General features: G+C 61.3%; 16 protein-coding genes. 7 read left to right on the top strand and 9 right to left on the bottom strand.

The annotated features are described in order from the left end of the window. Positions 1–3: 3 nt before the first annotated feature. Positions 4–2,628 (top strand): tetratricopeptide repeat protein, encoded by a 2,625-nt coding sequence (locus KF841_05210; protein ID MBX3394744.1) that lies wholly within the window; start codon positions 4–6, stop codon positions 2,626–2,628. Positions 2,629–2,676: 48 nt separating this feature from the next. Here the strand turns inward: KF841_05210 and KF841_05215 are convergent, their stop codons facing one another. Next, positions 2,677–11,868, bottom strand: a complete 9,192-nt coding sequence (locus tag KF841_05215) for a S8 family serine peptidase (protein ID MBX3394745.1) — start codon at positions 11,866–11,868, stop codon at positions 2,677–2,679. A 320-nt stretch (positions 11,869–12,188) separates the two neighbouring features. Between KF841_05215 and KF841_05220 the strand changes: the two genes are divergently transcribed. Together KF841_05220 and KF841_05225 are read left to right on the top strand one after the other, a co-directional pair. Next, positions 12,189–13,337: a hypothetical protein gene (locus KF841_05220; GenBank protein ID MBX3394746.1), complete on the top strand. Its 1,149-nt coding sequence runs from the start codon at positions 12,189–12,191 to the stop codon at positions 13,335–13,337. A 148-nt stretch (positions 13,338–13,485) separates the two neighbouring features. Then, a complete protein-coding gene (locus KF841_05225; GenBank protein MBX3394747.1) occupies positions 13,486–13,848 on the top strand; it encodes a hypothetical protein in 363 nt (120 codons plus the stop codon). A 105-nt stretch (positions 13,849–13,953) separates the two neighbouring features. Here KF841_05225 and KF841_05230 read toward each other — a convergent pair whose 3' ends face one another. Genes KF841_05230 through KF841_05240 form a run of 3 tightly spaced genes read right to left on the bottom strand, consistent with a single transcriptional unit; the run spans position 13,954 to position 16,365 of the window. Next, positions 13,954–14,487, bottom strand: a complete 534-nt coding sequence (locus tag KF841_05230; GenBank protein ID MBX3394748.1) for a hypothetical protein — start codon at positions 14,485–14,487, stop codon at positions 13,954–13,956. After that, a complete protein-coding gene (locus KF841_05235; protein MBX3394749.1) occupies positions 14,484–15,092 on the bottom strand; it encodes a rhodanese-like domain-containing protein in 609 nt (202 codons plus the stop codon). Before KF841_05235 ends, KF841_05230 begins: the two co-directional genes overlap by 4 nt. Positions 15,093–15,138: 46 nt before the next feature. Continuing rightward, the gene (locus KF841_05240; GenBank protein ID MBX3394750.1) at positions 15,139–16,365 is read right to left on the bottom strand and encodes a DUF1573 domain-containing protein; all 1,227 of its coding nucleotides are present in this window, start codon (positions 16,363–16,365) and stop codon (positions 15,139–15,141) included. A 270-nt stretch (positions 16,366–16,635) separates the two neighbouring features. On the opposite strand from KF841_05240, the gene KF841_05245 reads away from it, so the two are divergent. Next, complete coding sequence (locus tag KF841_05245; GenBank protein MBX3394751.1) at positions 16,636–17,298, top strand: VTT domain-containing protein; 663 nt, start codon at positions 16,636–16,638, stop codon at positions 17,296–17,298. A gap of 33 nt (positions 17,299–17,331) precedes the next feature. On the opposite strand, the gene KF841_05250 is transcribed toward KF841_05245, so the two are convergent. Further along, positions 17,332–17,838: an N-acetyltransferase gene (locus tag KF841_05250; GenBank protein MBX3394752.1), complete on the bottom strand. Its 507-nt coding sequence runs from the start codon at positions 17,836–17,838 to the stop codon at positions 17,332–17,334. Positions 17,839–17,951: 113 nt separating this feature from the next. Between KF841_05250 and KF841_05255 the strand changes: the two genes are divergently transcribed. Then, positions 17,952–18,614 carry an MOSC domain-containing protein gene (locus KF841_05255; protein ID MBX3394753.1) on the top strand — a complete coding sequence of 221 codons (663 nt, stop codon included), beginning with the start codon at positions 17,952–17,954 and terminating at the stop codon, positions 18,612–18,614. Here the strand turns inward: KF841_05255 and KF841_05260 are convergent. The 4 genes from KF841_05260 to cdaA all read right to left on the bottom strand — a co-directional run bounded on the left by KF841_05260 (position 18,583) and on the right by cdaA (position 23,388). Beyond that, on the bottom strand, positions 18,583–19,794 hold the full coding sequence (locus KF841_05260; GenBank protein ID MBX3394754.1) for a glycosyltransferase: 1,212 nt from the start codon (positions 19,792–19,794) through the stop codon (positions 18,583–18,585). The genes KF841_05255 and KF841_05260 overlap by 32 nt on opposite strands. Positions 19,795–20,243: 449 nt before the next feature. Continuing rightward, entirely contained in the window at positions 20,244–21,398 is a 1,155-nt protein-coding gene (locus KF841_05265) for a hypothetical protein (GenBank protein MBX3394755.1), read from the bottom strand. A 14-nt stretch (positions 21,399–21,412) separates the two neighbouring features. Continuing rightward, entirely contained in the window at positions 21,413–22,507 is a 1,095-nt protein-coding gene (locus KF841_05270) for a hypothetical protein (GenBank protein ID MBX3394756.1), read from the bottom strand. Positions 22,508–22,587: 80 nt separating this feature from the next. Continuing rightward, positions 22,588–23,388 carry a diadenylate cyclase CdaA gene (gene cdaA, locus KF841_05275; protein MBX3394757.1) on the bottom strand — a complete coding sequence of 267 codons (801 nt, stop codon included), beginning with the start codon at positions 23,386–23,388 and terminating at the stop codon, positions 22,588–22,590. 254 nt (positions 23,389–23,642) lie between these two features. Between cdaA and KF841_05280 the strand changes: the two genes are divergently transcribed. Together KF841_05280 and KF841_05285 are read left to right on the top strand one after the other, a co-directional pair. Beyond that, positions 23,643–24,602, top strand: coding sequence for a D-glycerate dehydrogenase (locus KF841_05280; protein ID MBX3394758.1), 960 nt, complete (start codon positions 23,643–23,645; stop codon positions 24,600–24,602). Positions 24,603–24,768: 166 nt separating this feature from the next. Continuing rightward, on the top strand, positions 24,769–26,220 hold the full coding sequence (locus tag KF841_05285) for a hypothetical protein (GenBank protein ID MBX3394759.1): 1,452 nt from the start codon (positions 24,769–24,771) through the stop codon (positions 26,218–26,220). Positions 26,221–26,244 lie beyond the last annotated feature (24 nt).

A 26,244-nucleotide genomic window follows, 5' to 3' on the forward strand; every position in this document is an offset into this window, starting at 1 on the left:
GGAATGAGCGAATCGCCGACGACATCCTCTCTGCCGACTGCCGCGGCGCGCCTGCATCGCCGTGCCGGCGTTCTGCTCTCGCTCTGCGCGGCCGCAGCCACGATCCTGGCCACGCACGCGACGCTCACCGCGGGGTTCACCAGCGGCGATGACCAGCGATTCGTCACCGAGCACCTCCTGGTCGCCCGGCCGAGCCTGAGTCACGCAATCGAGCTCATGACAACTGTGCATGGCGATCTCTACCAGCCGCTGCCGATGATCAGCTTCCAGTTGAATCAGGCATTCGCGGATCGATTGCCGAACAGTCGATTCGGCGTCAGCGCCTACGGATTTCATCTGACGAACGTGGTGATACACGCCATCAATGCCGCACTGGCGGCACTGCTGGCATGGAGAATTTCCCGCCGGATGGCCATCGGCCTGCTGGTCGGGCTTCTGTTCGCGTGTCATCCATTCACGATAGAGCCGGTGGCGTGGGTGTCGGGACGGATGATGCTGCTCGGCGCGATGTTTTCGCTGCTGACGTTGCTCATCTGCCTGGGACCGATCAGTTCCCGGAATGATCGCGGCGAAGGCAGCGCCCACGCTCAATTCGCGCAAACAATCGGCGCGGTCTCCTGCTGGATCGCGGCGCTTCTCTGCAAAGTGCTGCCCGCGGTGCCGTTCGCGGCGGCATGGATTGCCTTTCGCGAAAATGCGATGTCGGCCTGGAAGTCGAAACTCCGCTACCTGACGCTCATCCTGCTTATGGCGGCGGGCGCGGGACTCGCGGCGTACACTTCTCGAGTCGCGGGATTCGTGACCGACGATTCGGAGTTCGCCTCAACACCGGTCGTGCGATTTCTCTGCGGTGCCCGGTATTACCTTGAGAACTACATTTATCCGGCCACGCTTTCGCCGTGGGTGCCGCCACCGAATGATGTCCCGCTCGGCTCGCTGACGTCCCTCGTCGGCATTGGCGAGATCGCCCTGCTGTTTTTCGCGGCGCTGTTGCTGCGTAAGCGGCTGCCGACCGGATATATCGGGATTGTTCTTTTCGTGCTGCTGCTCGCCCCCTTCATGGCGGCGCCGGCCGCGCGGCGCTTCGCTGCGGCCGATCGTTATATGTATCTGCCGATTTTCGGATTGCACCTGGCGCTGGCGGCCGCCCTGGTCCGCGCGTCGGATTGGCTGAATCGACGATTCACACCCTCGATGCCGCATCGATTCCTTGTTTTGCCGATGCTGGTGATCCTGCTGCCTTGGATACTGCGTTGCTGGAGCCAGTCGCAATTCTGGAAAGATACCGTCTCGCGCGATGCGCGCGTGCTTGCGATGTATCCCGACGAGCCGCTGGCCCATTACGAGTACGCCAAGGCGCTGAATTTCGACGATCGACCGAATGACGCGATGCGCGTCCTCACCGACGCGCTGGGCCGCTGGCCCAACAATCCGCGGCTACTCGCGCAGCTCGGAGAGGCCTATCGACAGGCGGGCGATTGGCGCTCCGCCGAGCAGGCGCTGCGACAGGCGCTAAAAGGAATGCCGCGCCATTCGACGACGCTGTACCACCTCGCGCTCGTGCTCGATCAGCTTCAACGACGTGCCGAGGCAATCGATATTCTGACCACGCTCATCCAATCGCGCCCCGGCTTCCTTCCGGCACTCACCACACTCGGGCGATGGCGGATCGAGGCCGGCGACACGACGGCCGGTGTCGAAGCGCTTGAGGATGCTCTGCGAGTCAATCCGAACAGCCGAACCGCCCACTTCGAACTCGCCCGCCATTTCATGTCGCAATCGCGATGGCAGGAGGCGATTGATCACCTGAAGTGCATCACCCGACTGAGCGAGGATGACGCCCAGGCGCAGTTTCAACTGGCCATCGCCCTGTCCGGGGCGGGCCACACGGCCGAAGCGATCGCCGTTTATGATCGATTGATCGAGAAGGATGAATCCAATATCGCGATTCGGCTGAATCGTGCCTCGGCGCTGGCATTCATTGGAAACACCGATCGGGCCGAGCAGGATTACATCTACATCGCCACGGAACGGCCGGACCTGCTGGAGCCGTTCGTCGCACTGCATGAGATTCTGGCCGAGCAGCGCCGCTTCGATCGCATCCTGGAGTTCTGGCAGTTCCGCGTCGAAAGTCTCGGTGCAAACGGTGAGACACTGGCTTGCCTTGCATGGGGCCAGATGCTCTCCGGCCGCATGCGCGCCGCCGAGGAGACAACGTCGCGCATCAGCCATGACGATGAGAATCTGCGATTAGCCCAGTGGACCACCGTCTATCGGGCGGCCATCGAGAAGGACGACTCGGGGTTGGCGAAGGGGCTTGGAGAACTGGCATCGAACGATTTCATCGGCGAATTCGCATCACCCGAAGCGCGTTGGCGCTTTCGGATCATTGAATCATCCATGGCGGCGCTTCCCCGCGATGTGAAACAGTCTCGAGCGGGTCGATACCTGCTCGGCTGTCTGCTCCTCGAGGCGGGACAGCGCGACAGCGCCCTCATCGCATTCAAGGCGATCACTCACGAAGCGGCCGACGATCAATGGACGGCCGCATCGCGTTCTCGCATAAAGTCGATCGAGGCATCGGCCCGCGAGTCGACGACTTCATCTCCCGCAATGCCCACGAACTAACGCGAGGAGCAAACCAGCGCTCCCGGACTCGCCTTCAAGGCTCGCGCGTCACGGACAAGGGCTGACTCCGTTGAAGGACAACGACCAGGAATTCAGATTTCCGGTATCCGATGCGGCGTTATCTGAAACGGTGAGGATCCACGTCCCACTCACTTGCTCGCCATTGAAAAGGGCAAGTACGCTGTTCGACGTATAGTTCGGTGGCGAGGTCAGATTGGGCTGGCACTGCGTCTCAATCGGTACGGATCCCTCGTCGTCGAGCACCACATTCACCAGATTACCCGCATTACAACCGAACGGACTCCCGACGTGGCAGCCGGTTGGCGACGCGACACCCATTCGCGCAATCAGGTTCACCGAAGTGCCGGTATCCAGATGTTGCAGGATCACGCACAGATCGCCGACCCACGTGTGCTGAATGTTGAGTGTCACGTTCACGTCAGACACGATGGAAGGATCGGGCACGAACATCGCATCCGAGACACCGGTCGGCGAATTGTCCGGAATGGGCAGCGCCGGGAAGCGCGAGAAAGTGATTCCCGACTCGAAGCAGATACTGCCATCACCATTGTAGGAGCCGCCGCTCAGCAGACAGGACGCCGGATCCATGGATTCGCTGCAGACGCCGCCCGGGTAGCAGCACGCGCCGGCATTGCTGGAGCATGTCACGATTCCGCAGTTTGTTCCGGCGCCCTGGAATACGCCACCGCCGCCCGCGCACGAAATCTCATCGAATCCGTCACCGCAGGACAGGCCGAAACAGCACGCCCCCGGCAATGCGGGCGAACAAGTCACGTTCAAAACACCCGAACCTGTGGCGGAGCTGCCGACAAAACTACCAAGGCTGATCAGATAGGTCTGTCCGGCTGCCACGCTCGCGGTGGCCGTCGAATGCCATGAACCGCTGCCGCCACAGGGATTGTTCGTGTCATCATCGTTGCATCCCACAAGGGCACTGAAGAGAGAACTGCAATCCGTTGTGGCGTAAATTGCGATCCGCGTGTCGAAGTCCGCCGATCCGCCAAGCTGCTCGCATGTCGTGGCGGTCAACGTTCCCGAACAGCCTGCCGTGTATTGGAACCACACATTCTGCTGTACCGGACCAGCGAATTGACACTCTCCGGCCGTATGCGACGGCCCGTCCGTCGTCGCGCTGATCGTCGAAAACGGATGTGGTCCTTCACCGATCAGCAACGGAGTGAAGCAACTGTCGTTCGGTGGCGCAATGGAGCATGGATTCGTGCCGCAGTTCAAGCTGGCGCTCCAGGTCCCGCCAAGACCCGCACAAACCACAGCGGTCACATCGCTGCACGAATTGCCGCCATTGTGGCAACAACGTCCGATCGGATCCGAACAGGAAACTCCGTTGTGAGAGATCGACAGTTCAAACGTACCCTGGCTGCTTGACCAGCCGCTGACACGGATCAAATAGACCACGCCAGGCTGAGAGCAGAACGAGACGGTCGATTTCGTACTGCCTGAAGGACAGCTCGGCGACGCATCATCATTGCCGGCCACGCAGATCGGACTGACACAACTTCCGCTGAAAACCTCCAGCATCGTGTCGAATGTCGTCGCGGGGCTGCACGTGGAAATCGTGATGGTCGTGCCCGTGCCGACGATCGAATACCAGACGCCCTGATTCGGCGTCGAGACGCCACATGGCGGCGGCGACGGATCATCGGTCGCGCCGACGTTCGTGCCCATGGTGACGGACGGCACCGGGAGCGGCGTAGCCGAACCGCAGTCATCATTCGACTCGCACTGTGGACAATCCGGCGCACGGACGCAATGGTCGTGCGGCGCCTGCCCGAATGACGAATGGCAGACTTCCTCACAGCAGGGTGTCGGCTCATCCGAATATCCCGGCGCCCAGCCGCCACTGCAGGTCGGTCCCGAAATGGGATTGAGTGTCCACGGAGCACCCGAGCTGCCGATCTGCATCGGCGGAATGCCTTGAGCGCCTGTGTCGAAATTGACCGTGGCGGGCGGACCGACGCGAGAGAACGCGAACAAAGGCTGCACGAAGATGACTGAGTCAAACGTACCGCCGGTTGGTGTCAACATCGTGGCCGTCAGTGAACCCGGCGGCGCGGGAATCGGCGAGAGTTGAACCAGAACGTTCCACTGCTCGGGATTCTGACCACCATTGTAAGTCACTGTGATCGGCTGACAGCTCTGCAGACTCAGCGCGACCAACTGAATCGGAACGGTCGCGCTCGATGGGGGCGGCTGCTGGAAGCACAGATCGCCCTGACGCTGGATGAGCGTGTCCGTCCCGAACGGACCGCTGGGCTGCCCGCCCAGGATCACGGTTCCTGTGAAGGGATCGGATCCGGGTCCGAAGAAGTTATTCGGCAACGGAAGGTCAGCAAACGAATAATTCGATCCTCCGCACGGAGTCACCCAGCAATCAATCCCCGCGGGAATGCAGATCGATGTCGGACATGTCACGAGACCGCAGTTGGAGCCGTCGCCCTGATAGATACCGCCCTGCGCGGCACAACCGGCAGGTGACGACCCGTCAATGCAGGTTCCATTGATCAGACAGCACGCACCGGCGATCGGCACGCAGTTTGATCCGGCGCACGTCGAGTTGCCACCCTGGAAACTGCCGCCAAGGCCGCCGCACTGTCCCGAGGTCTGGTTGTCAATGCAAGCGCCGCCGGGCAGACAGCACGCCCCGGTCGGCTCGCACTCGCCACACCCGGCAGCCTGGACGCAGTGATCGTGCGGCGCCGTGCCATAGGACGAGTGACATTGTTCCGAACAACACGTGTCCCCGTCACCAATGCCGGGCACAAAACCCGGGCTGCATGCGGACACCGGAATTGCAGGCGTGATCGCCCACGGCATGCCGGTTCCGTCGAGTTGCATGACGGAAATGCCCGACAGTCCGGTGTCCAGAACGCGCACGTTGCCCGGATTACCGGCTTGTGTAAACGTGAATCGTGGCTGGATGAAGAAAGCCGTATCAAACGTTCCACCGTTCGCGGTGGTCTTGGTCACGGTCATGATACCCAGCGGCGCCGGCACGACCGACAGACCCACCGCCACATGCCATTGCTGCGTACCCCCGCCGTTGTAGTTCACCGTGATCGGCGCGCAGCTCTGAAGACTCAGGGCCACAATCTCAATCGGAACGGAATCCGCCGAGGGCAGCGGCTCGGAGAAGCAAAGATCGGACACGCGCCTGACAATCGTATCGGTTCCGAACGGACCAATCGGGAGGCCGCCCAGAATCACCGATCCAGTAAACGGCTCTGAACCCGGATCGAAGAAGCCGGCCGGAATCGGATAATCCGAGAATTCGTACAGCGACGTGCCGCACGGCGTGATCCAGCAGTCCTCCCCCGGCGGAATGCAGCTGTACACCGGACAGGTGACGCCGGAACAGGTCGTCCCGTGACCTCGATACTGACCGCCAAGTGAGAGGCAGTCCGTCGCGGTGACGCCGTCATTGCACGTCGCATCCGGCAGACAGCAAGCGCCCAGCGAAGGCGTGCAAACCACCTGGTTCACCAGCGCGGCAACGAAGGGCTGTATATCCACGCCATCGTCAAAACCGGAGCCGTCCATGTCCGCACAATCGTCCACTACGTTGTTCAACAGCGCCGTGACGAACAATGGAATATCTCCGAGTTCAACCGCCGAGTTGCCGGACAAATCGCCCGGGCAATCACAGGTCGTCACCGGCACATAGATGGGCGGCCGAACGGTATGCCGCGACGGCAGCGCGGGATCATCATTCACCCACTCGACCGGCACCTGGGACGAAGGCACACCGGGCGTCGCCTCAAGCACGCCGGGTACGAACGAACCGTTCGAGGCCGTGACAAGATTCAGCGACGGATGCACCGTATGCACGTAAGGCGTATTGACGGCCGTAAAGAGATGCGGCGGAAGTCCTTCCGCGCCGGTGTCAAGCGTTACGACCGAGCCGGGGTTCCCGACGCGTGTGAATATCAGAAACGGCTGCACCGGAAGCGTGCTGTTGAAGGTGCCGCCGTTCGGATGGGTCTTCTGCGCAGTCAACGACCCGAGCGGCGTGACCGTCGGCGAGAGCGCAACACGAACGTCCCATTGTTGCGGGTTGTTTCCGCCTCCGAACGTCACCGTGATCGGCTGAAGCGACACGAGATTGAGCTCAACCAGCTCAATTTCAACCGACCGGACCGTTCCGACGGGATCATCCGCCAGCGACGGGTCGGCTGACCGCTGCACCAGCAGGGACGCATTGCCGTAGCGCGCCGGATCGATCGGCAGGCCTGTCAGATCGATGCGACCGGTAAACGGGTCCGACCCCGGACCGAAAAAGCTCGCCGGGATGGCAGGGTTTGATCCGCCGGTGCCGAAATCGACATAGGTCGTTCCGGGTGCCGATGGCGTGGCATGTGGATCAGTTGGTGGAAGCTCACCGCCGATATCGAGGGCATCGACGTTGTCGGTCGGCTGCAATCCCATCGCGCCGGCCGGCGCGTACATCAGAATCACACCGTTGAACGACGTCATGAAAACATCACCGGGTGAGTAGATGGCCGCACCGAAGGGCATATTCGGATTCAGTCCGGCGAGCGACGGTGAACCCGGGGCCAGCGTGAACAGCGCGATATCGAAATTCGGCTGCATGATGCCGTTCGGCCCCCCGTTGTCCAGTAGAACCAGTCCGTCCAGATCATCACCCGGCAGCAGGCCGATATCGCCGACGCCGCTCGCATAGATGGCGAAGGCGAGCGGAGGGCCGCCGGGTGGAGGAGACACGAGTATGTCATCCGGCGTGACCAGGTTGCCCGGATCATTGGGCGTCGAACCGCCCGGATACGGATTCGGACGGTTGTGCGAAGGCGACATGGACTTGATCGAGAAGAAGGCGTACCGCGTGCCGCCGTCGGGGATGCCGTCCAGATTGGCGTCGATCACGACGCCGTCGCTGACTTCGAGCGCATCGAGATTGTCTTCCTCGCAGATCGGATCATCAGCATTCCATGCTTCTCCGAGGTATTCCGTCGCGGCGTCGAATCGGAACGCTCGAATTTCAACCCGGTAGTTCTGCTTCCGGGGCGAGATGAATGCGACCACCTCGTAGGCGTTATTGAACGAGCTGGACCAGGCAATCAGCTGACCGGTGCAGTCATAGACATACACATCCAGATCCGCGGTGAGCGTATCGCCGGTGACATTCTGGTGATTCGTTCCGCCGGAAACGGTGTGGGTCGACCAGGCGATGGCGTAGCGGAACTGCTCGCCCGCATCCGCGCTGACGATCCGGTTCCGCGGAAAATCGCCGGCAACAACAACCTTCCGGTCGTAGTGACCGGCATTCATGATCTCGTGACCCTTGTCAATCCAGATCGTTCCGGCGCCTTCCATGCCGTCCCAATTCACCGCGCCGAGATTCTCAATCGCATTGCCATAGGTGTTGCGCTTGGCCGACGCAATCGTGATGGCCTTCGTGGTTTCCGGCCAGTTCGCCAGCGAGCCGTCCATTGACAACATGTTCGCGATGTATCCCGCCACGTGCGGCGTTGCAAAGCTTGTTCCCGACACGCCCGGCGGCGGCGACACCGCATTGGCCGGCGGAGTCGGGTGGGTGGACATGATGTTCGTGCCCGGAGCGGAGACCTCCGGCTTTTCGTAGTCGCCCGCCAGATCGCGATGGCAGGAAAACTCCGCTCGAATGTCGTCAGCCAGCGCCGCGGTGTTCAGATCGTCCGTCGCCCCGACCGTGATCGCATTGTATGCCAGGCCCGGGCTGGTCACTTCGCACCGCCAGATGGCCGGCGTCGAAACATCGTCCCCCCCAGGAACCGTATCGATGATTCCGTTCGGGCCGGCGCCGATCAGGTCCTGGCCGGGCGCGGCGGCCGCCCCGTTGGCGACGATCTGGACGTCGTCACCGGCTGCCACCGTGTCGCACGTCCCGTTTCCACCGCCCGGTTCGTAGATCGATCCGCATTCGTTCGACGCCGCAACGGCGACGGCGACAAAATGCTCATACACGATGTGATCGACGAAGCGGTCGCTGACATCGAAGGTCAGATCGCTCACCGGTTCGCCGATGCTCATGTTCAGAATCTTTGCATTGTTGGTCAGCGCCCATTCCACCGCAGCCGCGAAGTTGGCCACGTTGCCCGGGATGCCATAGCGACGCACATCATCGCCGCCGACTGTGGTTTCAAGCTGAGCATTCGGCCCAAGCCCGATCAGTTGCTGCCCGGGCGCGGCGGCCGCGCCGTTGGCCACCATCTGAGTGTCATCGCCCATAGCGGCCGTGTCGCAGGTTCCGTTTCCGCCGGCGATCGGCTCGAAAATGCCGCTGCGCGAGCCGGCCATGTTGCCGCTGAGGAGGGAGACGCTCGGCGCCATGCCCTCTCCCATGCCCGCTGGAAATGCCGGATCGCCCGCGTCGCGGCGCGCCGCGATTACGCCAGAGACCCACGTCGCGTGATTGTTGCCGCCGGTGTAGTTTGTAATCGTGATATCGGCGGCTCCGACGGCCCCGAGGTTTGCATTGGCCGCATTCAGCCAGTTGCCGCCGGCGAACGTCAATGGCCCGCCCGTGGTGTAGACGATCGCCAGTAACGATGCGCCCGCGTCGACACAGTTGGCGCCGAACTGAAGGTCGATCGTATTCGTCACGGCGGTATTCGAAGGAACACTGGGCGCGCCGCACGCCGGGGCGTTGGCTTCCGGTGCCACAAAGACAAAGTACGGCTCGACGAACACGTTGCCGCCCGAACCGGCAAATGTCACTTGCAGCCGTGCGGCGGCCGCCCCCGTTGCATTGTTAACTACGATTTGAAACCCCCGCCGAAACGAAACACCGGCCGTATGATCAAGATATTGATTCGCGAAATCGGCGATTCCGCTCTCGATCACACCCACGACGATCCCGGCGCCGGTGTGCCCGTTAAACTTCATCACCGAGTTTTGAACCGCCGAATTCGATATGCCGAGTTTGTCCACCAGCTCGGTTGATTCATACACTCTGTCGATGCCGGGTAGCGCCGCAATCTGTCTGATCTGAGCCGCCGTACCCGTCGCACACACCAGCGGTGACAGGCGACCCACATAGTCAAGTTGTGCTCCAATCGCCGCAATGGCGTTCGCTGTCGGCGCGTTGCTCGCCTCATAAATCTTTGACCGCTCGACGAGAAGCATCTCGCGCGCGGCATCAGCCTGATCGCCGACGGGACGGCCGCCGTCCAACTCGAATCCCTGCGCCCGTACCGAATCCGCGGCCCCACTCGTGTCCGGCGCGTCCAGCCAGACAGCCACCGCAATCACGTCATCGCTCTTTGCGGTTTGCAGTCGCTGTGCAAGCCGGTGGTTCAGTTTTCCGTAGATTGCGTTGTAGGCGTCTGACTCCTGCTTTTGCGCAGATGCCGTGTCGACAGGCGTGCCGCTTTTGTCCAGTGCCACGCCTACGACCTCACCCGATTTGCGGTCGATCACTTTCGCCAGCAGCAGTTCGTCCTGAATTGTGGGAAGCATGAGCACCGACGTTTGCAGCACTTCCGCATCGGCCTTTGCGATTCCCGACGCCGCGACGATCTCGTCCTTCGCCTCCAGATCTTTGCCGATACCCGCCGGAATAATGGGCGGGCCGAGCGACAGGGCGCCGCCACCGCCGCCGCCCGGATTGGAGACAAACGCGCCCGGCTGACACAATGCCGAGTGCCGATTCGCCGGCGCTTGTAGCCCCAGATCGATTTCGTCGTGGTATATCCGGTTCGAACCGGGCGGAGCCGCCTGCGCAAGTAGAGGTGTCGGCGGAATCAACGGGTTCACAGGCCAGCCCGGCGGCGGAAACGGTCCGAATTTCGGTGAAATGTAAATGTCGCCGGCCGCTTCATTGCCCGGGTCACCCCCACCGTTGCTCGGCACGACCCCGATTCCTCCGATTGCCGCCGCCTGCGGCGAGAGAATTGAATGAAACCGAACAGCCGACCCGGCCGCACCCAACGCAAGCGGATCGACGCTGAACAGAAGCGTATCGCCGCGATCTCGGCCAAACGAGAGCGCATCCATGTTGTCGCGCGGCACCAGTCCGAGTGACCCACTCACTCCGCCGGGCGGCGCGGGCGACGGATTCGGCGCCCCGGGGTTCGGCGAATACGGTCCCCGATAGGGGCCGACTCCCGGCGCAGCACGAAGCCCCAGTGCCGCTGAGAAACGATCCACATTGGTCATGTCCGGACCAACGCCAAGCGTCTTTCCAGAAGATTGAAAGATCTCGCCCTCGGTCGCATAGCCCCAGGCACCCTGTCCCGTGGCCATTCCCAGCGCAAACACATCGTTCGGCGGAGCATGACCCAGAGCGCCGCACGGCCCCGGAATCAGCAAGCCCTCTGCAAAGCAATCCACCGAGAAAACGAGCGGCCGCTTCCGCGGAATCTGCGACAGATAAGGCGGTTCGATATTCTGTACGCCGTGGCCGCCCTCTTCGATCCAGCCCACGAAGCAACCAGTCAAGCGATCAAAAAGCATCACCCGCCCTTTGATGCTATGGGTGTGGATATAAGTGCTTCCCGCGGGCGGCAGCGATGTCAGGCCATTCGCCTCGACTGTCAGCGCCTCGGCATTAAACAACGTCAGTCCGTTGGGCGGAGCGACTGACGCCGGAACATCAATCTCAAAGTAGATATTAAAGAAGCTGTCCGCGCCGCCGCCGCCAAAGCCAAACGCGCCGCCGCGCGATTCAACTTCGCCGTATGATGCCGGCGAAGCCGGTGCCGAAGCGCCCGCGCGAAGCGTCCAACCCGAACCTGTCAGGAGCAGGTTCATCATGCGCGTGTGAATCTCGTCCACGCCGGCCCCGCTGTTGAAACCGGCGGGAAACGGCAGTCCGATCGTCACATCGTCCACCGCTCCGGCCGGACCGCCCGCGCACGCACCAGCGCCCATCGGCCCCGACGGATCAGTCGCCTGCGAGTGCGGCGCGCTGCGCGCAACACAGGTCGGCCCTTGCATCGTGATGTTGAAGGTCTGACCACCGAGACTCGAGCTCAGCGTGACCTTGAACGTCAGCTTGGAATCGAACGTGTCATCGCCCGCGCCGGGAAATGCAGGCTGCGCGCGAACGATTGTCGCATAACACAGAACCGCCGCGGCGCCGAGCAGAACGTAACCGACACCTGCCCGACAATATAGACGTTTGTCTATATTTTGCAGCGCCCCGCCACCGCCGGCCTGACTCGACAGAGTTTCAACGCTGGAGCCTCCGGACCACGTATTCATGGCATCCACTCCGAGAGAATTAGGATGTGAGCTTGACGAACCGAACGTTTCCGAACACTTGCAACGGCCAATATACCGATCCGCGCCAGATCATTCCAGCATTTAACGCGCAAACCGGGATAGGCTCTCCTAAATAAATAGACGTGCGTCTTGCAAAAACGGCGACTCAGCGAATCATTGCAGCCGACCTAGCGCTTGATAGGGCGCCGACCCCGAACCACATTCCCTCGAAATTTCGCCCGACCCGCCATGCCCAGCCAACCGGACACTCCCTTCGATCTCAACCGCATTTACGCTAACCTACCCGCAAGGAGGCAGTCATGAAACGGGCCATTATCCTGACGCATCTCGTTCTCTTTTGCGTTCAAGCCGCCGCACATTCCGCGGAAACCCTCTTTGTTGCCCGGCCCGGGCGAATCGATCGGCTCGTCGACCTCAATGGAGACGGCGACTTCCTGGACTTCGCCGAGATTACAAACTACGCCGACAGCCTGCCGCAGTCTCTCGGCGCACTCTTGCACACCGACGAGGCGTTGTATGTGATTGCGGGGCAGCCGGCCCGAATCCTTGCCATCAAAGATCTCAACGCCGACGGCGATGCACTGGACTTCGCGGAAGTGCAGACCTTCGCCGTTCTGCCCGATTTTTCGAGCCTGCCGCGCGGACTGGCGCGGATGCCCGACGGAGCACTGCTCACCGCCCGCGAGTTCGACGGTACACTGTTTCGCATTCACGACGACAACGCCGACGGCGACGCACTGGACCTGAATGAAGTAACCGCGGTTGCATCCGGGCTGACTTCACCGAAGGCCATTGCGGTCCGTCCCGACGGAATCCTACTCATCCTGCAGGACTCCGCCGCCACCCCAATGCGAATCCTCCACGACAGAAACGGCGATGGCGATTACTTCGACTTCGCCGAGAACCTGCCATACGCCGAGAACATCGCAGGCTGCAACGATCTCTCAATCGCCGCAGTCGATGTCGCATTCCTGACACGAACCACCCAGGGTGAATTGCTGAAAATCATCGATCACACGCGAGACGACGATGCCCTGGATTTCAACGAAGTGCAGCTATACGCCACCGCCTTGACATCACCAACGCTGATCGCGATTGACGACCAAGCTCTGATTGTCGCCTCCGCCGCGCCGGCTGGCACACTCCTGGCGGTCCGGGATATCAACGGCGACGGAGATGCTCTCGACTACGCGGAAGTCATCGAGATCGCGAACGGTCTCACCGCTGTCGCTGGCATCGCAATACCGGCCACACAATACACCACGCCCTGTATTCCAGGCGACTACAACAACGACGGCAGCCTCACAACAGATGACATCGTGCCCTTCGTCCGCGTGCTCATCGGACTGGACGCTCCACCCGAACACTGCCGCGCGGACTTGAACGACGACAGCCGCATCGATGCGCGCGACATCCCCGCCTTCGTAAACGCACTGCTCAATTCCTAATGCGAATGATAGCGATCCACTTTCAGACGCCAGGCGACGCAACACACCACTTTTCAGCCTGAAAAGCCCGGCCATTCTCGGAACCTGAGGTTTCTTCCCATCCGCGCCGTCCGAATCCTGCACAACGATATCGCCGATACGAGATGCAATGGCGGCCACAATCCAGAACGACTCTGTTCACCCGACCGGCGACAGTACTGATCAGAACAACGCGCCGGTCGCTTCCCGCGACTCGGCATTAACACAAGCCGAGAATCAATACGATCGCCCTCAGGACGACGCAATCATTCAGAGGACAGCCATTCGCGGGCAACGCGAGGCAATCGCCCGATACCGTCAATCGCTGACCCACGCGCTCGGCCGGGATGTCTCACTGGATGAAGCCGCGAAGATGTGGATTCCCGCGTTTGCCGCACAGTGGCGCGAAGAATTCGAAGCAGCAATCGCATTCGCCAGGGCACCCATCTCGTTCCCGCCGTTGTTGGATCTCGCTGCCACGACCGACCAGTAGTCTGTCATGGCCTGCCGACCCAACCCGGGCTCGTCACGTCAGATTTTGTGAAGGATTCGCCGCACTCGAACAGCGCAGCGCGGCTCATCGGAAGTACAGACCGACTCAGGCGGCCGGCGAGCCGCTCGCCACGCCCGACGGCTCAACCGAGGCGACTGACTTCGATCGCCAGGTCGGTAAATAGACCGACGCAAGCGTCGCCGCCAGCAACAGAAAGTTCCGCCCGATTGTCAGCCAGCCCGCCTGTCCGCTGTCCTTACCCGTACATCCGCAACTGATTTTAAGATTGCGAACGATGGCCGCGTCATAAACGGCATAGACGAAAAATATGAGCAGACCGCCAATTACAATGGCCCCACCCCGACGGGTCAGCGGCACGATCAATGCGATCGCCGCCGCCGCTTCGATCCACGGAATCAGGATGGCGGGAATGTGAATGAAGCGTTCTTCCAACCACGCCAGCTTGTAGTTCTTGATCTCGACCGCAAATTGCCGAACGTCCGTGATCTTAAAGTATGCCGCGTAAAGAAAATATCCCCCGACGATCAACGCGCATGCGAGGCCCAGCAACATGGGCGCCTTCGACTGATGCCCCAGGTCATCGGAACCGACAGCAATGGGTTTCAACGGCGTTGTCATGACTGGGCGCCCCCTGATTCCACATAGTCACCGAAGCGGCCCGACCGCTCGATCTCTTCCCAACCGGCCTCGTAAACGAAAACCTTCTGATATTGGAAATCGTCGTGCAGGACATCGGCCACATTATGACTCGCCTCGCACGATCCGCCGCCGCAATACACGATGATCACGTCGTCGACCTGCGCGCCCGTGGCCATGAATCCCTGGATATTCGCGTAAATCGCGCTGGACGGCAGATGGAACGCGCCACGCAGGCGCCCTTCATCGAAATCGTGCTGTTCGCGGGCATCAACTATATAAGCGCCGCCCTTCTCAAGATACTCCAGAACGCACTCCATTCGAACTGTCATTGGCTTGTCACCCGGTCGCGGCGCGCAGGGATTTGCCGCCGGCTCGGCGGCTCTTGATGACGGTTCCGAATCAGTTCCGGAGGATTGCGAGCCCTGCTCCGAATTGCCATGAGCGGGAGGCGGCAGCGACGGCGAATCGGCGCGCGTGCTTCGTTCGCGAAGCCACGGCAGCTTGTAATACGTCACGTTGGCCACGACACCGGCGGCGCCGCCGACCAGCACCACCATCAACGCCGTCAAAATCGCTGATCGCATCCGTCCTGGCTCCTGTCGTCGAAACGATTCCGCGCGCCCTGAACAGTCAGTTCGACTTGACCGCGCCGCCGATCTGACCCGAGTCGGCCGAAGTCGGCATTCCCGGCGGCAACGGACGATTCATCTCGCGCGTGATGACATCGACAATCAGCTCCGGTATTTCCGGGTTCGAAGTCTTCACGGAGACGGTATCGCCGTTCGGCGCGCTCTGATAGTCCACCGGCACATCCAGGACCAGCTTCCACGCCATGCCCGGAGTCGTCTCTTCCAGCCGCACACCCAGCTTCGGGTTGCTCGATTTCAGCCCGCTCAGCTTCACCGGCACCACCGTGTTGTTCCGAACGAACAAGGCCCGGGTCATCGCCGTCGCGCGCGTCGCGGGCAGCGTCACCTGCGACGGCATGACATCAACCGGCGAATTCAGGTACACCGCCGCGGGCACACGAATCGTGGCCATATCCGGAAAATTTGTGTTTACGTCGATGTTCGCGCCGTTTGAACCGGTCCGTAGCGCGCCACCCATCGTCACGACGACTTCGAATTTCCGGCCCGGCTCCAATTCCTTCATTTCAGCCTTGAAGTTCGGATTCGAGCTGGTCAGATCCTTCAGCTCCAGTGGATCCTCAATCTGATTCGTGATCGTGAATGATCCAGTCAGTGTCTTGCCTGCGACATCCGTCAGTTTCAGCGATCCGAATTCGACCTTCGTCGGCTCGATGACGATCAGCGGATTCACCGTGCCGTTGAGCGTCAGGACAATCAGTCCATCCACGCCCGGCGCATTGGTATGGACCGCAACCGTCTTGGTCACCGATCCGCTGAACCGCGCCGTCGACATCTTCACCGGAATTCGCCCGGTGGCTCCGGGAGCGAGGATCTTGTCGAATTCGCCGGATGTTGTACACCCGCACCCCGGCCGAACCGCCAGTATCTCGAGAGGACCCGTGCCCGTGTTCTTGAACTTGAATTCGTGCTCAATCACCGTGCCGGCGCGAACCGTTCCATAGGAATACGCGGCATCCTCAAACTGAGGCTTCGGGGTTTCGCCCGGCTTCAGAACCACCGTCGGCTTCGGGATCAGATCGTTCTGAACCTTTCGCGCCGTGGTCGGTATGGTCAGGTCCGGTGGCGGAGACGAGGCCGGCTTCGTCGTCGCGCCGGCGTTCGAATCGGCGGCGGGCTGATCGTCTCCATGAGCCGGCGCCGAAACGCCGGAACCCAGCGCAACGAGCGCGAAGACGACGATGAACTCCTTCGATCGATTGAATCGCATAATAGCTCCCGTCAGGTTGCGACCGAAACGACCACCGCAACGAGCCCGTGGCGAGCCCCCGAAACGCCCCTTTGATGAGGGCCGACGCACCAAGTATAACAACCCTGCTCTGCTCAACCTGTAACGCAGTTGTAACGAAAATAAGAGACTTAACCGGCTCTGCTACCGCGACTTACACGCGTTTTCGGATCAAACTCCCGCGACCGCCGAGGCCACATGGATTTCCCGGCGGCACCCGGCGCGGCACCCCCGATCGCGAGGCATGAAAAAGTGAGACTGACGCTGCTGATTTTCGCCTTCACACTCGCCTTCCTCACGCCCCTGTTCATCTTCCAGGACACCTTTGATGTCGCCCTCTCCGGCGACGCGGCTGTCGCGCGGCTCAGCGAATATGGACATCTTGCGTGGGCCGTCGGGATGGGGTTGATCGTCGCGGATCTCGTACTTCCCATTCCGGCGACCGCCGTCATGGCGGCGCTGGGTTACCTCTACGGCACGGTCGCAGGCGGACTGCTCGGGGGAGCAGCATCTTTGGCTGCGGGATTGATTGCCTACGGAGCCACCCGATTAATCGGTCACAAAGCGGCGGTGTTTCTGGCCGGGCAGCGCGATCTGCAACGGACGGAGGCTTTCTTTCGGCAGCGCGGCGGATTGGCGGTCGCAATGACGCGGCCGATGCCGCTCTTGCCCGAGGTGATCGCCTGCCTCGCCGGGCTTTCACGCATGCCGTTTCGGCTTTTCTTCGTCTCGCTCTGCTGCGGAAGCTTTCCGACCGGGTTTGCATTTGCAGCGATCGGCTCGATGGGAGTGGAGAAGCCGAGCCTGGCAATCGCCGCTGGATGCGTCATTCCCGTGATACTCTGGTCTTTCGTCCATCGCGCCTTCAGGATGCCGCCGGCCACATCACCCTCACACGGTGATGCGCCGAATTAGTGCCACCATTCTTGCACCCCTGGGAGGCCGCGGTCATTCCAGTTGCCAGAGTCCCACATCCAGCCAGCGACCGAACTTGAAGCCAACACCCCTGAGCACCCCCACTTGTCGAAAACCATGCCGTGCATGCAGCACTTTGCTCGGCTCCTGATCGTCTGCGATCTGCGCCAGGACGGTGCGAAACCCCTTCTCGCCGGCAACCCGGATCAGCTCGGCCAGCAACCGGCTGCCAATGCCGCATCGATGGCAGTCGTGCCTGATATACACCGAGTCTTCCGCCGTGTATCGATAAGCGCACCGTGAATTCCATTGCGACAGTGTCCCCCAGCCAACAACATCGGTCCCCCGCACCGCCACGATGGCCGCAAATGGATCGCTATGCGACTCGTACCACGCCTGCCAGTACATCGCGTCCGGAGGCTCCGTGGCGAAAGTGCACGTCGATTGCAGTACAAAGCGATTGTAAATCGTCGCAATGCTCGCCAGGTCCTCCGGAACGGCTTCACGCAGCACGACCGAGGCTGATTCAGTATCCATCATGGCGCCTCCCGCGATGTCCAGCTCCAACGCATGCCCGACTTGAACAAATCGCACGCTGTCGCAGTACACTGACTATACTAACCGTCGATCCAGCCCACCCGGAGCGAAAAGAAATGAAAGTCGTCTCACTGAATGTCGGTAAACCGGAATCACTGACCTTCGAGGGAAAGCGGTTCATCAGTTCAATTAATCGCAAACCCGCGACGCGCGCCGTCATGCTCGAACCTCTTGGTTTCGACGGCGACCGCCCCGGCGACGAGCGCGTCCACGGCGGCCCCGACAAGGCCGTCTGCTGCTATTCGCACGAGCATTACCCCTACTTCAGCCGGAAACTCGGCACGGCGCTCGATGTGCCCGCATTCGGCGAGAACCTGACCACCGAAGGAATGCTCGAATCCGAAGTCTGCCTCGGCGATGTCTATCAGATCGGCCGCGCCGCCGTGCAGGTGTCGCAGCCGCGACAACCATGTGGCACCCTCGCTGCTCGCAATCGCAGTAAGCAGTTGCCAAAATGGATCAACGAGATGGCGTGGGGCGGATTCTACTTTCGCGTGCTGGAATCCGGCATGGTCTCGCCGGGAGACGAAATCACCCGCCTGCGTCGTATTCACCCGGGCATCACGATCGAGTTGCTCTGCCGCACCCTCCATGACAAGCAGGCGCCGCGCGAACGTCTTGTCGAGTTGGTCGCGCTGCCGGCGCTGTCGCATTCGTGGCGTGATAAGTTCGAACGCCGGATCCGCGTCATCGATGGGCTTGAATCAGACCCGCAGTGATCGCATTCGCGCCGGCCCGATCGGCATCGCCACGCGCGCCGCGAGTGAGCCAACCGGTGTTTCGAAGCGTGCAGGCGGCATAGGGCATCACCCACGAAAAGCAAATCGTCGAAAAAACCGGGTAGATCAGCAGCCAGACCCAGTCTTCGTCGCGCTCGTTAATGAAGTAGACCGTGGCCATGACCGACGAGTAAACGACCATCGCCGCCAGATAACGCAGAATGAAGCCGTTCGTGAAGAGTGCCAGACCAATGGCATGACCGACCAGGAAGGGCGTCAGAAGCATGCACACCAGCGCCAAGGTTGAATTGAATCGAAACGCGGCCAGTGATCCGTCCCGAAATCGAGTGAAGAGGAATCGCCAGAGCACGATTGTCTCGCGAATATTGCTTCGTGCCCATCGAAGGAACATCTTCGCCATGCCGACGTAAGACTCCGGTGCCCGGCTCAGAACCACGGCGCTCTGCTGGTATGCACAGACCCCGCCCTCCCGCAGTAGCAGATTCGTGATGGCACGATCCTCGCCGGTCGCGCAGGCCACACCCAGAAATCGCTGATCGCCCCATTCCTCCAGAATGGGACGCGCCGCCGACGCCCGATAGACACTCAGCGCACCCGGCGCACAGAACACGCCGCGAAATCCGTCCTGATAGGCGCGAACGAACTTGAACGAGAGGCTGTAGTAGCATTTCATGAAGCGCGTGTACAGATTCCGGCCGCCATTGAGCGCTTCCACACACCCTGAAACGCAGGAAACCCGCTCATCGCGAACCAGAGGCGCAGCCGCCAACCGCAGCGCTTCCGCGTCCAGCAGGCTGTCCGAATCGGTCGTCGCCCATAGCGCGCCGCGGGCACGACGAAACCCGAGCAGCAACGCCGCTCGTTTGCCGCGATTCGAGCCGTGACGCAGCGTTGTCAGCGAAACACGCTCCCCCACTTCGCGAACCGCCGCCTGAATATGACGCCATGTGTCATCCGTGCTTCCGTCATCCACCACGATGATCTCGAATCGCTCCGCCGGATACCGGCTGGCAGCGGCCGCAAGAATTGAATGGCGCACCAATTCGCCTTCGTTGTACGCCGGAATCACCAGCGTCAGCGACGGAAGTTCGGCGTCCGCGACGGCCGGTGTCGGACGATATCGCCGCCAGAGAATCAGCCGCCAGACGAGCGCACCCAATGCGACCGCTCCGTAAACCGCTAGAAACACACGAGTTGCGCTCGACGCATCGGAGACGGAGGGGAGCGAAAATTTCTCAAATCGAAACATTCTCGGCAGCGCGATTGGCAGCATCAAAATCGCCGAAAACACCACGAAAACGCGGATAATTGGCTCAAAACGGCGCCAGCGGGTGGAGGGGGGAGCGTCGGGAATTAAGTATGTAACTTCCGACGGGGAATTAGGTTGAGTGAAAATCGGCCTATTCAGTCCGGCGATCATCCTGCATTTTCTTTCGATCAAATGCACGTTTTTGGCCATCATCCGATCTTACGATTCGACGGGTCGGCTATCAACCGACGCGCAATTTCGGCCGATTCCGGAAAAATCCGCACGCTTCGGGCCGAACCTGGCTCCCGGGCGAGAGACCGCACGGACCGGTCAATCGGATGACCATCCGGCATCGCATCTTATTCAGACTCATGGATGGGCTTGACGTTAGTTTCGAATCGCTGAATGAGCGCGTCGAAGTCCTGTTGCATGTTCCAGCTTCTCGGCTCAAAGAAACCGCGCAATTTCCCGCCCTCGTCAAGCATGAGCACCGTCGGAAGCGTGCGTATGCCGTACTGTTCACATAAGCCGGAACGCCAGATGCGTTTTTCCTGAGCCGCCGGCTCTTTGACATTCAGGCGGTCCAGGGCCTTCGCCACTTCACTCGCATCTCGCGCGAGCGCGATTGTGAGTATGTTTGCGCCGGAGAAGCCGTCGCGATCCCGCAGACGCACGATCCGCTTGAGAAAGTCCTCCGCCGGACCATGTCGGGGGGACCAGAAGACCACGAAGGTCGGGCCCGGCTTTGCGGCGATGGCGTTCCAGTCCATCGGCCGGCCATCGAGGCCGATGAGTGCCGGTTGCCAGGTGAGCCCGACCGCCCGCCTGAGGCGCTGGCGTCCGGCCATTGTTTTCGTGATGGGATGTCTTGGATGGTATTTTTCGAGAAGGGCGATGTATTCGTCGACGGCATCGAACTGGCCGGCATTTCCAAGGTGCTCGATGATTTTTTCGCACAGGGGCACGGCATAGGGCGATTCGGAGTGAGCCAACACAAACTGCCGCATCAACTGAATGGCTTCGGCACCGTCCGACAAACCCCGCGCTTCGAGGGATCGAACACGATTAACCTCGATCCGGAGGCGCCAGTATTCGGCCTCGTCGCGCAATTCCGATGAGACGGGTCCGCCGGGCATTTCATCGATTTCAAGAAAAATCGCGTCGAGCGATTCGCCGCGCAGCGTTGCGGAGAAGTACATCGCCTCCCATCGCGTCAGTCGAAATCGATCCGAAGCGGGATGGGCGGGATTCACCTGTGTGAAACGCCCGATTCGCTTCGCGAGCCGATCCAGCCTGACGCTGTCGCCGAGAATGCGATCGACGTTGTATTCACCGGAAAGGTCAACAAGCTCCATCTGGCATTGAATTTCCGCATCGATCGCCTCCCTTTCGGCCTCGACGTCCGAATCGGCCATCGGCCGGGTTGTCGCCGCCGGCGGGGGCGGATTCGCAAGGGCGGAGAGCCCGCCGGCCCATGGCGCGAGGAGCAATGATGTCACTATTATGGCACTCATTCCGGATCCCGCGGTCAGGAAAAAGGACTCTCGGCTCGATTTGAGCGGCTGGCCCGCGCGGCGCCTCTCTGTCTGGGCTCGAGCCGAAACCGGATCGTCTGAACGGGCGCATCGGGGGCAACGGAGCAATCGGAAAAATCGGGCGGCAGCACGAACCGCACCTCACGGACAATTTCCTTATTCGGTCCGGGGTTATCGATATCGCCAGCAAGGACATCGACAAACGCTCGGATGCGGCGCGGGTCGAGTTGGCTGACTCGTTCGCGAGGCCCTGTGACGTCCAGATAGACTCGGAATCCGGATTGCTCGGCGACGATGACGTAGTCGCGTTGAAGCTCGTCGGGCACGGCCCAGTTGATCTGGATCGGCCCCTTGCTCTCGGTGGCGGTCAACGCCTCGATTCGGCCGGTGATCATCACCTCATTTGACGGCTGGAACTCGATTTTCAGACTCGGATCGAGTTTTTCGAGGATGTCGAACGAGAGCACTCCGGGCACTTCGAACGCGCCATCGGGCCGCGCGATGGATCGAATGTCCTGCCTGGGTACGGCGATCGCTATCGGGGAATTTCCGAGCATCTTCGCGACGAAGTTGGGCACCTGGGCGTTGACACTGTTGCGCAGAAATTCCGGCGAGATTTTCAATCCACCGTAGTCGGGCTTGACGCGGATATCGCGAATCGTGGTGTAGCCATCGACGATCGCCTCGACCGTGGAAGGCTCGACCGAGCGAATCGCCAGGCGTGATTCCCTGAGTTCGCTGATGCCGGGCAGCACATCCTCAACCACGGAGAACGAGCGCGGCGAAGTCGACGACGGCATCGTCCGATCAATGACCGCGGTGAAGACGGTTCCCGCATCCGTGAGGCGCCGAAAATCGCGAAGGCGGTTTCGACGGCCGTTGAGCTTGACCTTCAAGACCCTGGCATAGGGCGGTTCGGCAAAGCCGGCATATCGATCGCGGGAATCCGCGGCGAGCCGGACGGTCATTTCAAATTCCTCTTCAATGGCGACATTCTGATCGGCCGCCAACCAGATCAGCAGGGTGATGCCGATGACGGCGAGCGCCGTTCTTGTCCTTGACCACCAATCGCTGTTGTTTCTTGTCATGCCAGGACTGCCTTGAGTATGACGCGCCGACCGGGCCTCGGACGGGCCCGGCGCGGCGTGCCTGGCCCGGACCCGGGCCATCACTTCTGGGCTTGGCCGCCCAATCCCTCGCGCAGGGCTTGGCGAAGATTCTCGGGCATCAGGTTGCGGCGAATCTTCCCATCCTCGATCACGCTGATGATTCCTGTTTCCTCACTCACGACGACGACCAGTGCATCGGATTCCTCGGACAAACCGATCGCCGCGCGGTGACGTGAGCCCAGTTCGGGGCTGACCTCCTGGGAGTCCGTGAGCGGAAACTGGACACCGGCCGCGGCGACGCGGCCGCGCGAGATAATGACTCCCATGTCGTGCAAAGCCGATCCGGGCCAGAAAATCGTCATGATCAACTGGCTCGTGACCTCGGCGTCGAGCTTGATTGCGTCTTCGGAGAGCATGCCGAACTCGGACGCGCGTTCGAAGGCGATCAAGGCTCCGATCTTGTTTTTCGCGAGGTAGGTGACCGCCTCGACGACCTGTTCGATGATCCGGTCGATTTCCTCAGGCGATTCGACGAACCAGGTCTGGGCTCCAAGGCGCATCAAGGCCCGGCGCAGCTCCGGCTGAAACGCAACGAGCGCGATGAGGAACAGCGCGGTGATGAACGTCGGGAAAATGACCAGAATGCGAGCCAGATCGAGCAGGTTTGCCAACAGGTACATCAGGAGCGTGCCGCCGACGAGCAGGAGTGCGAAGCCCCGCAGCAGACGGGCGCCTCGCGTGCCCCGAAAGAAGCGCATGACGGCATAGACCGCAGAGCCGATGAGCAGAAGCTCGGTGAGATCGCTCCATTCGGCGCGACGAATGACATCGCTTAGTGTTTTTACGACCTGATCGAACATGCCTTGCCCACTGCCGCGCGCCGGGCCGAATCGATGATGCCGATGCCGCCGGAGTCCGCCGAGGTTTCAGCCACCTTCAGATGCCACCGCGCATTCAGCATACCCGCGCGGGCGCGGATCGACCATATCGATCAGGCTCGGGCGCTGAACTCGGCGCGCGGTTGTTGCAGGACGACGACTCATTGCTATGCTCAGGGACACTGACCGCGAATACGAAAAGCGTCGTGGCATTTTTGGGGTGAAGGAGGCGGGAAATGCAGCAATCGGTGTATGTCACGCGGATGATCCCTGAAAGCGGGATTGTTTCGCTGATGAATGCCGGTTTCGCGGTTCAGATGAATCCGGGCAGCGACCCTCTTCGCCCCGAGGAACTGCTCGCGGAGGCGGGCAAGCACGACGCATTCGTGAGTCAACTGGCCGACCGAATCGATCGCTCCTTCCTTCAGGCGGCGGCCCCTCGATGCCGGATTGTTGCGACGTGCGCGGTGGGCACTGACAACATTGAGATCGAGGCGGCCCGGGAGTTTGGAATCGCCATCACGAATACACCTGACGTGCTGACCGAGGCGACGGCGGATCTGGCGTTCGCGCTGCTACTGTCCGCGGCACGCCGGCTTGGCGAGGCTGAGCGGGTAGTGCGCTCGGGTGGCTGGCGCGGCTGGCGGATGCTCGATTTTCTCGGTTCGGATGTGCACGGACGAACGCTGGGGATCGTCGGGGCCGGTCGTATCGGCTCGGCCGTCGCGAAGCGGGCGACGGGCTTTGAGATGAGCCTGCTCTATTACAATCGGCATCCGAATCCGAAGATGGACGAACTGGGGGCGCGCCGGGTGTCGCTGATCGAACTGATGGAGCAATCTGACTTTATCTCGATTCACACGCCGCTGACGCCTGAGACACATCGTCTGATCGATGGCCGCGCGCTGGCGCGTGTCAAGCGCGGCGCAATCCTGATCAACACGGCACGGGGGAGCGTCGTGGATCAGGCCGAGATGATCCGGGCGTTGCGGGACGGGCGGCTCGCCGCGGCGGGCCTTGATGTTTACGAGCGTGAGCCGGTGGTCGCGCCTGAACTTCGAGCGATGGAAAACGTCGTGCTGCTGCCGCATATCGGTTCCGCGACGGTGAGCACGCGAAGCCGCATGGCGGAGATGGCCGCCCACAACGTGATCGCGGTGTTGTCGGGCCGGCCGCCGATCAATCCGGTCGGCTGAGGGGGTTTGATCGGGGCGTGTCGCAATCGATCGCGCTGTACGACGGTTTGCAGATTACTTATCATAGCCCTTCAACCCTTGCGAGAATGCACGGCCAATGTGGCCGGTCCGCCGGGGCGTGATCCGCACCAGATCGGCCCATCGCATCCGGTCCGCCGAAACGAGCATGCTTCGAATTCGCGTATTCCAAGACGGCGAGCCTGCGAAATCGGTGGACATTGCCTCCGCCTACCTGGTGGGCAATGACCGAGTGCCGCTTCGAGCCGAGGTGAAGTTCTCGAACGGCGAGATCGTATTCGACACCCGATCGCGCGGGGCGGCTGCGCTGGCGATTTTGTGGCCGGTGGCCGGCGTCGGCCGGGTGATGCTCGAGACGCCGCGGCTTCAGGAGCGAAAGACTCCGTACAATCTGAATGTGGAACTGGCCCGGGGGCAACTGATGCGGATCGCGCAGAAGCGCGAGGACTGGGGGCTGTATGATTTCGCCGAAGGTGCGGCGCTGTACAAGAAGGTTGATGCGGCTCGCCAGATACTCGTGGCGGCGCTGACGGCGGAAGACGAATCGTCCGCGTCGCGCCATGCGGATGAATGCCTCTCCGCCGGCGTTCGCGTGGGCGAGGAACTGACCGCACTTCATGCGCAGGTTTTTCTCGGCAGGCGCGGGGAGACGGGCCAATTCAGCAAACGTACGTTCGGGTGCCGGGTCGATCCCAGCCAGTCGTCAGAGGCGTTTCTGAAGTGCTTTGGCGAGGGCTTCGATTTCGCGGTGCTTCCGTTTTCATGGTCATCGATCGAGCCGCAGGATGGATCTCCGAAGCCGTCGAACATGGACGGCCTGTTGAAGACGCTGTGGCAGCGGCGCGTCGCCCTGTGGGCGGCCTCGCTGGTGTCGCTCGATCCGGTTCAGTTGCCGGGGTGGGTTCAGAAATCCGGCCGCGACTTTGAGAAGTTCCGTGAATACGTGACCCGACACGTTCGGCATGTGCTGAAGACCTACGGTCCGTATGTTCAGGCATGGGAAGTGATCAGCGCGGCTCATGCATACAACTCGATGGGCTTCACCTTCGAGCAGATCATGGACCTGACGCGGATCACCGCCCTGCTTGTCAAGCAGATGTCACCGAAGTCTCAGTCGATCATCGGCATCGTGCAGCCCTGGGGTGAGTACTATGCGAGGGACGCGCGAACGATTCCCCCGTCGCTGTACGCCGAGATGGCGGTTCAGAGCGGCATCAACTTCGATGCGTTCGGTCTTGAAATTCGGTTTGGGACTGACGAGCCGGGCGGTTGTGTCCGCGATCTTCTGCAGATATCGAGCCTGCTCGATCGATTCGGCACGCTGGGCAAACCGGTGCATATCACGGCAGCCGGCGTGCCGTCCGGACGATCATCGTCGAATGACGGCCAATGGCACGGCGAATGGTCGCCCGAGCTTCAGGGGGAATGGCTGCGTGAGTTCTGTCGCATCGCGCTGTCGAAGCCGTTTGTGGAGTCGATCGCGTGCATGCGACTAGCGGACGGGGCGGACCCGAACGGCGTCGTCGATTTGAACGGCGCGGCGAAGCCGGCCTATCAGGAGATTCTCAAGATTCGCCGCCAGATCGGCGGGAACTCCTGAGCCGGACGCTTTTGAATACAGATC

Source organism: Phycisphaerae bacterium, from assembly GCA_019636475.1.
Taxonomy (GTDB): Bacteria; Planctomycetota; Phycisphaerae; order UBA1845; family UTPLA1; genus JADJRI01.